The organism is Schnuerera sp. (assembly GCF_035459645.1).
Taxonomy (GTDB): Bacteria; Bacillota; Clostridia; order Tissierellales; family Tepidimicrobiaceae; genus Schnuerera.
On the sequence record NZ_DATHXO010000215.1, the window covers coordinates 1 to 8362 of the forward strand.

Consider the following 8362-nt stretch of genomic DNA (forward strand, 5'->3'; position numbering starts at 1 on the left):
AAGATGGATAGATGAGGAGATTCCAAAATTAAAGGAAATGAAAGTTGTAACTATAGCTTCCGTTGGTCATACTTTGGAGGAAAGTAGTGAATTAGTAGAAAAGATAGAGAAGGCAGGAGCAGATATAATAGAGTTGGTTTCTTATGATTATACAGATCTTATTCCAATGGTTAAGGATACTAAAAAAAGAGTAAGTATACCTGTAATAGCAAAGCTTCCACCTATGATTGATGAGATAGGAGATTTTTGCAAAAAACTAGAAGAAGCAGGTGTAGATGCTATTACTGCATGTGATTCAGTAGGACCAGCTTTCCGTATTGATATAGAATCAGGGAAACCTTTATTAGGGGGTAATGGCTTTGGTTGGCTAACAGGAGAGGTTATAAAACCTATTACTCTTCATAAGATATATGAAATTAGAAACAAGGTTGATGTGCCAATAATAGGTCTAGGAGGTTGTATGTCTGGAGCTGATGCTGTAGAAATGATAATGGCAGGAGCTAATTTTATAGGTATATGTACTGGTCCTATTCTAAAAGGGGAAAGTATAATCAATAAAATTTATAAGGATTTCAAAGGACATCTTGAAAGACTTGGATATAAATCCATAGAAGATGCTTGTGGTATAGTTCACGAGCATATGGGAGAGAACAATGAAAGGACAAAGTTTGAGTTTTTATGGGATGAAGATAAATGTATTAAATGTAAATTATGTGAAAAAGTTTGTGCTTATGAAGCAAGAAAGTTAAAGGATACTATGGAACTAGATGAAGAAGAATGTAGATACTGTGGTCTTTGTATATCTGTATGCCCTACTAAAGCTTTGGTAGGAAAAGAATCATAAAAAGTTGGTGAATAGATGAAGATTTTAATAAAGAACGGATTAATAGTAGATGGGAGTTTAAATAAGCCTTATAAAGGAGATTTATTAATTGAACAAGATAAAATAAAAAAGATTGGTACTATAGAGGAAAAGGTAGATATAGTAATTGATGCTGAAGGTAAAGTAGTATCACCTGGATTCATTGACACTCATAGCCATTCAGACCTTTCGATTTTGGTCAACCCTTATAATGAGATAAAGATTAAACAAGGGGTGACTACTGAGATATTAGGTCAAGATGGAATATCTATGGCGCCTCTTCCAAAGGAATATATAAATCCTTGGAGAAAGATAAATTCAGCTTTTAATGGAGATAGTGATGATATAAGTTGGGAGTATGAAACTACTAAAAATTATTTAGATTTAATGGAAAGAAAGGGAGTAGGGTTAAATCAAGGATATTTAGTCCCCCATGGAAATATTAGATTGGAAGCTATAGGATTAGAAAATAAAAAGGCTAGCTCAAAGGATATAGAAAAAATGTGCCAAATAACTAGAAGAGAAATGGAAGGGGGAGCTTTTGGACTTTCTACAGGTCTTATTTATCCACCATGTGTATATGGGGATATAGAAGAATTAATTGAGATTTGTAAAGTAGTTGCAGAATTTGATGGAATATTTATAGTACATCAAAGGTCTGAAGCAGATACTATTATAGAATCTATGGAGGAAATAATAACTATAGGAAAAGAAGCAGAAGTTAAAATTCATTTTTCTCATTTTAAAGTATGTGGGAAAAACAATTGGAAGTATATAGACCAAGCTTTTGAATTATTAGAAAGAGCAAAGAAAGAGGGAGTTAAAGTTTCTTTTGACCAATATCCTTATGTGGCAGGTAGTACTAGTTTAGGGGTAATTCTTCCACCTTGGGTTCATGAAGGTGGTACAGAAAAACTATTAGAAAGGTTAGAGGATGAATCCAATAGAGAAAGAATTATTAAAGATATACAAACTGGTATTCCAGGTTGGGACAATTTTATTGATTTTGCTGGGCTGGACCAGATATATGTGAATTCAGTAAATATGGATAAAAATAAAAATCTAATTGGGAAAAATCTTATTGAACTGGGAAAAATAAGAGGAAAGGACCCTTATAATGCTACCTTTGATCTTATATATGAAGAAGAAAACTCTGTAGGTATGGTAGATTTTTATGGATTGGATGAGCATATTATAAAGATTTTAAAAAGATCTGAACAAAATGTATGCACTGATGGAATGATTTCTGATAATCCTCATCCAAGATTATATAGTTCTTTTCCTAAGGTTTTAGGTAAATATGTAAGGGAAGAAAAAGTTTTATCATTAGAAGAAGCAATATATAAGATGACAAAGAAACCAGCGGAAACTTTTAAGATTAAAAATAGAGGCGAAATAAAAGAAGGGAATTTTGCAGATATTGTAGTATTCGATTTAGAAAAGATAAAAGATAAGGGAACTTTTGTAGAACCTAAACAATGTCCAGAGGGTATTGATTATGTTATTATAAATGGAAGTATAGTATTAGAAAAAGAAAAATATAATAAGATTTTAGCAGGAAAAGTACTGAGAGGTGTATAGATGGGGATTGTAATAACTAATGGGAAAATTGTAAGTTCAAAAGGGATAGTTGAAAAGGATATTCGTATAGTAGGAGAAAAAATAGAAGATATAGGAATAGATTTAGTTGCGCCTAATGATGAAATAATAGATGCAAAAGGTTTCTTTGTACTTCCAGGTGGAATAGATGTGCATACCCATTTTGAGGCTGAAGCTGGAGGAATGGTAGCTGATACTTTTACCACAGGGACTAAAGCTGCACTTGTAGGAGGGACTACCACTATTGTTGATTTTGCTGAACAGATAAAAGGGGGAACATTAAGGAGGGCTTTAGAAGAGTGGAGTAAAAATGCAACAGATAAGACTTATACCGACTATGGATTCCATATGACTATATCAGATTGGAATGAAAATACTTCTAAAGAGATGGAAGAGATGGTCAAAGAAGGGATAACTTCTTTTAAAATGTTTTTCGCCTATGAAGATTTAAAGGTAGATGATGGTTCTATATACGAAGCTTTAAAAAGGGCAAAGGAATTAGGAACTTTAATAGGATTTCATTGTGAAAATGGAGATATCATAGATAGACTAAGGAAGGAAGCCATAGCTAAAGGGAAATTGGAACCAGTATACCATATGGAAACAAGGCCTCCATCTTTGGAAAGAGAAGCTATATTTAGACTTATTACTATTGCAGAACTGGCAGATACCCCAATCTATATAGTCCATTTAAGTTCAAAGGAAGGTTATGATGAAATTATAAAAGCTAGAAAAAAGGGAATGAAAATATTGGCTGAAACCTGTCCTCAATATCTTTTATTGGACAAAGACTGTTACTTATCTAAAGGAAAAAACTCCTTCGAAGGTGCTAAGTATGTAATCTCACCACCTCTTAGAGATGAAGAGAGCAAGAAAGTTTTATGGCAAGGAATTAAAGATGAAGAAATAGATGTTGTAGCTACAGATCATTGTGCCTTTAATTATAAAAAACAGAAGGAATTAGGGAAAGATGATTTTACTAAGATTCCCAATGGTGCACCTGGAGTAGAGAATAGATATAAACTTATATATACCTATGGAGTGACAAAGAATAGAATAACCATAGAAAGATTAGTAGAAATCCTTTCTGAAAATCCTGCTAAAATTTTTGGGTTATATCCTAAAAAGGGAATTATCCAAAAGGGAAGTGATGCTGATATTATAATATTTAATCCAGAGGCTAAGTCCATAATAAGAGCAGAAAATCAAGTCCAAAATGTGGACTATAATCTATATGAAGGATTAACTCAGTATGGTAAGTTTGAGTATGTTTTTCTAAGGGGACAAATGGTAGTAAAAGATGAAAAGATTTTAATATCAAAACCTTTAGGAAAGTATCAAAGAAGAGGATTGACTATTAAGGATGAAGGTGAAAAAAATGGATACCATAATTATACGAGGTGGCGGTGATTTAGCAACAGGAATAGCTTATAAACTCCATAAAGCAGGGTATAGAATAATTATTTTAGAAATAGACAAACCTTTAACCGTTAGAAGAGCTGTAGCTTTTAGTGAAGCAGTATATGAAGGTGAAAATACTGTAGAAGGTATTAAGGGAATCTTAGCTAAGAATAGAAAAGATATCTATAAAATTTGGGATATAGGTGCTATTCCAGTTTATATTGACAAGGAAGGTAGAATAATTGAAGAAATTAAGCCATTAGTAGTTATAGATGCTATAATTGCTAAAAGAAACCTAGGCACTAATAAATCTATGGCCCCAATTACCATAGGAATTGGACCAGGGTTTGAAGCTGGAAAAGATGTGGATTTTGTAGTAGAAAGCAATAGAGGACCAAATTTAGGTAAAATAATCCACCATGGAAAAGCAGAGAAAGATACAGGAATTCCTGGTGAGGTAATGGGATATAAAGAGGAAAGAGTTTTGAGAGCCCCTTGTGATGGGGTAGTTAAAACTTTTTATAAAATTGGAGATATATTAGATAAAGGCCAGGCTATATGTCAGGTAGGCGATGAAAATGTAACAGCACCTTTCAAGGGAATTTTGAGAGGTATGATAAAGGAAGGTCTATATGTAAAGAAGGGACTTAAAATCGGAGATGTTGAGCCTAGATGTGTAAAAGATTATGCTTTTACTATTTCGGATAAGGCTAAAGTTATTGGTGATGGAGTACTAGAGGCTATAGAATATTTGAGAAATAAGAATTCCATTTAAAGGGAGTGATAATTATGCTAGAGGATAAAAAGGTTTTATCTAAACTTAACCAATGTTTAGATAAAAATGAATCTGTAGCTATAATAACCATTGTAGAAGCAGAAGGGTCTACCCCTAGAGGCGTTGGAAGCTCTATGCTAGTAGATGAAGAAGGAAATATACTAGAAGGGACAATTGGTGGTGGAGTTTTAGAACAAAAAGCTAGAAAGGATGCTGTTAATTATATTAAAAAAAGACAATCTTCATTAATAGATTATAATCTAGATAGGGATTCAAAAACTGGGAATATTTTACCTATGGCCTGTGGTGGTCAAGTGAGCCTATTTATCAAGGTATATAGTTCTAGAGAAAAGCTAATCCTTGCAGGTGCTGGTCATGTGGCAGAAAAAATTGCTAAGATGGCTAATATATTAGGTTATTCCATTACAGTTTTAGATAGTAGAGAAGAAAGGTTGAATGACCAATTGTTTCCTAATGTAGAAAATTTAATTTTAGGAAATATAGTGGAAAACTTAAAGAAGGTAGATATAGATCATAATACTTTTATAATAATAGTAACTCATGGACATAAATACGATCAAGATGCTTTAGAAGTAGTACTGAAATCAAATGCAAAATATATTGGAATGATAGGAAGTAAAAATAAAGTTAAGACAACTTTTGATAATCTTTTAGAGAAAAGCTCTTCAAAGGAAGATTTATCAAAAGTATACAGCCCTATAGGATTAGATTTAGGAGGAGAAACTCCAGAGGAGATAGCTTTATCCATTATGGCAGAGATCCAGGCAGTGAAATATGGAAAAGAAGTACCTCATCTTTATAAAAGCAGGTGGGAGTTTTGAAATTGGAAAGCAGATTTTGGATAGCAGAAAGTGGTGAAAAAGTTTTTGGAAGAGGGCCTTGTATATTATTAAAAACTGTTGATAGACTTGGGAGTTTAAACAAGGCTGCAAAGGAGTTAAATATGTCCTATAGTAAAGCTTGGTCTATTATAGATAGAGCAGAAAAGCTTTTAGGATTCTCCCTTTTAGAAAGAGAAACTGGTGGAACTGATGGAGGAGGCTCCTATTTAACTTCAAAAGGGAAAAATATAATAAGAGCATATGAAGGATTTTGTAAAGAAGCAGAAGAATCAGTGGAAGAGATTTTTAAAAAACATTTTAAGGATATTTAATTTTTTGCAGTCGTTATATTAATGAAAGAATAACGGTAAAGGGGCAGATTTTATGAAAGATGTAGCAAATAAAAGAAGAATTTTGTGGGGATTATTAATTTTGGTTTTCCTTATGTCTATTTTAATTGGAAGATATCCAATAGATATAAAAACTTTAGTAAAAGTCCTTTTATCTAAAGCTTTTCCCATTGAAAAGACTTGGCCTGATACTATAGAAACTGTCATCTTTAGGGTTAGACTTCCTAGAATATTTGCTGCAATATTGGTAGGGGCTTCCCTTTCTCTTTCCGGAGCAGTATATCAGGGGATGTTTAAAAATCCATTAGTATCCCCAGATATATTAGGAGTTTCTGCTGGAGCAGCTTTTGGTGCAGCTTTAGCCATATTTTTATCTTTTAATACAATAGGGATACAAATATCTGCTTTTATATTTGGTATTTTAGGGGTGGCATTAGTTTATTTAATCAGCATAAAGGTAAGAGAAGAGCCATTAATTTCCCTCGTTATAATTGGTATATTAATAGGTTCCATATTCACATCCTTTACTTCTTTGATAAAGTATCTTGCTGATACGGAAGATAAATTACCTACCATAACTTTTTGGCTTATGGGAAGTTTGTCTGGAATTTTACCTAGAGATGTAAAGAGGGTTTTTATCCCCATATTAGTAGGTATAATCCCTTTATATTTATTGAGATGGAAATTAAATGTCCTTTCCATAGATGAAGATGAGGCAAAAACCTTAGGTTTAGATACCAAAAAGATTAGAGTGATAGTAATAATATGTTCTACTCTTATGACAGCTGCTTCTGTTTCCATTAGCGGAGTAATAGGTTGGATAGGTCTTGTAATTCCTCATTTAGGACGGGTATTAGTAGGACCTGATTATAGGGTTTTGGTTCCTACTACCATATTATTAGGCAGTACATATTTATTGATAATAGATAATATAGCAAGGGCCCTTACAACAGTAGAAATACCCCTTGGGATATTGACTTCTTTAATAGGGGCACCCTTCTTTATATTTCTATTGTTAAATAAGGGAAGGAGTTGGGATTGATGATAGAGATTAAAGGTTTAACCTGTGGCTACGGTAATAAGATGGTTTTAGAAGATGTAAGTTTTACTGGAGACACTGGAGATATTATTTGTATATTAGGACCAAATGGTTCAGGCAAATCTACTTTGATTAAAACTATTTTAGGATTATTGAAGCCTTTCAAAGGTGAGATATTGGTAAAAAATAAAGATATTAAAAATTGGAATTGGAAAGAAAGGGCAACTAAGATTAGCTATATTCCTCAATCCTTTGGTTCTACTTTTCAATATAAAGTTATGGATATAGTTTTAATGGGAAGGACTCCTTATCTAAACCTTATATCCTCTCCTTCTAAAAAAGATGAACAAATTGCGGAGAAAGCTTTGGAAAATCTTAATATTTTGGACCTTAAAGATAAAATATATTCTCAATTAAGTGGGGGAGAGCGACAATTAGTAAAAATAGCTCAAGCTATAGCTCAACAATCGGAAATAGTAATTATGGATGAGCCTACAAATAATTTAGATTTTAATAATCAAGTAGTGATTTTAAAACATTTAAAGGAATGGGTTAGTAAGGGAGTAACGGTAATAATGGCTACTCACTATCCAGAACATGCTCTTTTACATGGAACAAAAGCTTTATTGGTTAAAGATGGGAAGGTAGAAGAAATCGAGAATCCAAAGGAAAATTTAAAGGAAGAGGATTTGAAAGATCTCTATAATATAGATTTGAAGGTTATAGAGCTAGATTCCATGAATAAAGGCATTAAAATGTGTTTGCCTGTATATTGAAAGGAGAGATAATATGTTTAAAAGAAAATTTTCATTATTAATTATTTTAGTTTTAGTATTATCATTATTAGCTGGTTGTAATAACCAAATGGCTAGTAAAGAAAGGGACAATGATGATTATATAGAGATAGAAGATATGGCTGAAAGGACAGTTATAATACCTTCTAATGCAGAAAAAGCTTTTGCCACCTTACCTACAGGCACAATACTTTTATATACTTTAAATCCAGAAAAGCTACTAGGATGGAATTATGATTTAAGAGAAGGAGAAAAAAGATTTATACCTGAAAAATATCATGATTTACCAAATTTAGGAGGGGCTGGGAAGAATGCTATCAATATAGAAGAAATGTTAAATATGAATCCAGATTTTTTAGTAATGATGGAAGAATTAGATGAAGGTTCAATATCCAAAGCAGAAGAATTAGAGGAAAAAACAGGGAAACCTGTAATACTTTTAGATTCAGATTTATATAGCTTAGATATAGCTTACAATATATTAGGAAAGGCTTTAGGAGAAGAAGAAAAAGCAGAAGAATTGGCTAATTACTGTAAAGAAACTATGAATGATATAGAAGAAAAAGTACCTAATATAAAGGAAGAAGATAAAATAGGTTTATATTATGCACAAGGACCTGCAGGATTAGAAACAGAACCTTCTGGTTCTTGGCATGCTGAAATAATAGATTTAGTAGGAGGTAGAAATGTAGCAGAAGTA

At 32.5% G+C, this 8362-nt stretch carries 9 protein-coding genes; all 9 read left to right on the forward strand.

Annotated features, from left to right (window positions below):
• On the forward strand, window positions 1-844 hold an 844-nt coding region (locus VK998_RS05075), incomplete at its 5' end, for a 4Fe-4S binding protein (RefSeq protein WP_325226236.1).
• Window positions 845-859: 15 nt separating this feature from the next.
• Window positions 860-2443: an N-acyl-D-amino-acid deacylase family protein gene (locus VK998_RS05080; RefSeq protein WP_325226238.1), complete on the forward strand. Its 1584-nt coding sequence runs from the start codon at window positions 860-862 to the stop codon at window positions 2441-2443.
• Window positions 2444-3871, forward strand: coding sequence for a dihydropyrimidinase (gene hydA / locus VK998_RS05085; protein ID WP_325226240.1), 1428 nt, complete (start codon window positions 2444-2446; stop codon window positions 3869-3871). It abuts the gene before it with no gap.
• Window positions 3840-4637 (forward strand): selenium-dependent molybdenum cofactor biosynthesis protein YqeB, encoded by a 798-nt coding sequence (gene yqeB / locus VK998_RS05090; RefSeq protein ID WP_325226241.1) that lies wholly within the window; start codon window positions 3840-3842, stop codon window positions 4635-4637. Before hydA ends, yqeB begins: the two co-directional genes overlap by 32 nt.
• 14 nt (window positions 4638-4651) lie before the next feature.
• Entirely contained in the window at window positions 4652-5479 is an 828-nt protein-coding gene (locus VK998_RS05095) for an XdhC family protein (RefSeq protein ID WP_325226243.1), read from the forward strand.
• A gap of 2 nt (window positions 5480-5481) precedes the next feature.
• Window positions 5482-5811, forward strand: a complete 330-nt coding sequence (locus VK998_RS05100; protein ID WP_325226245.1) for a winged helix-turn-helix domain-containing protein — start codon at window positions 5482-5484, stop codon at window positions 5809-5811.
• Between the two features lie 52 nt (window positions 5812-5863).
• On the forward strand, window positions 5864-6871 hold the full coding sequence (locus VK998_RS05105; RefSeq protein WP_325226247.1) for a FecCD family ABC transporter permease: 1008 nt from the start codon (window positions 5864-5866) through the stop codon (window positions 6869-6871).
• Complete coding sequence (locus tag VK998_RS05110) at window positions 6871-7644, forward strand: ABC transporter ATP-binding protein (RefSeq protein ID WP_325226249.1); 774 nt, start codon at window positions 6871-6873, stop codon at window positions 7642-7644. The genes VK998_RS05105 and VK998_RS05110 overlap by 1 nt, the downstream gene beginning before the upstream one ends.
• Before the next feature lie 13 nt (window positions 7645-7657).
• The coding region (locus VK998_RS05115; RefSeq protein WP_325226251.1) for an ABC transporter substrate-binding protein at window positions 7658-8362 on the forward strand (705 nt) is incomplete at its 3' end.

What these genes read in the sequence shown, in the direction of transcription:
- VK998_RS05080 (WP_325226238.1), top strand. Translation starts at nt 860, where the DNA reads ATGAAGATTTTAATAAAGAACGGATTAATAGTAGATGGGAGTTTAAAT.
- hydA (WP_325226240.1), top strand. Translation starts at nt 2,444, where the DNA reads ATGGGGATTGTAATAACTAATGGGAAAATTGTAAGTTCAAAAGGGATA.
- yqeB (WP_325226241.1), top strand. Translation starts at nt 3,840, where the DNA reads ATGGATACCATAATTATACGAGGTGGCGGTGATTTAGCAACAGGAATA.
- VK998_RS05095 (WP_325226243.1), top strand. Translation starts at nt 4,652, where the DNA reads ATGCTAGAGGATAAAAAGGTTTTATCTAAACTTAACCAATGTTTAGAT.
- VK998_RS05105 (WP_325226247.1), top strand. Translation starts at nt 5,864, where the DNA reads ATGAAAGATGTAGCAAATAAAAGAAGAATTTTGTGGGGATTATTAATT.
- VK998_RS05110 (WP_325226249.1), top strand. Translation starts at nt 6,871, where the DNA reads ATGATAGAGATTAAAGGTTTAACCTGTGGCTACGGTAATAAGATGGTT.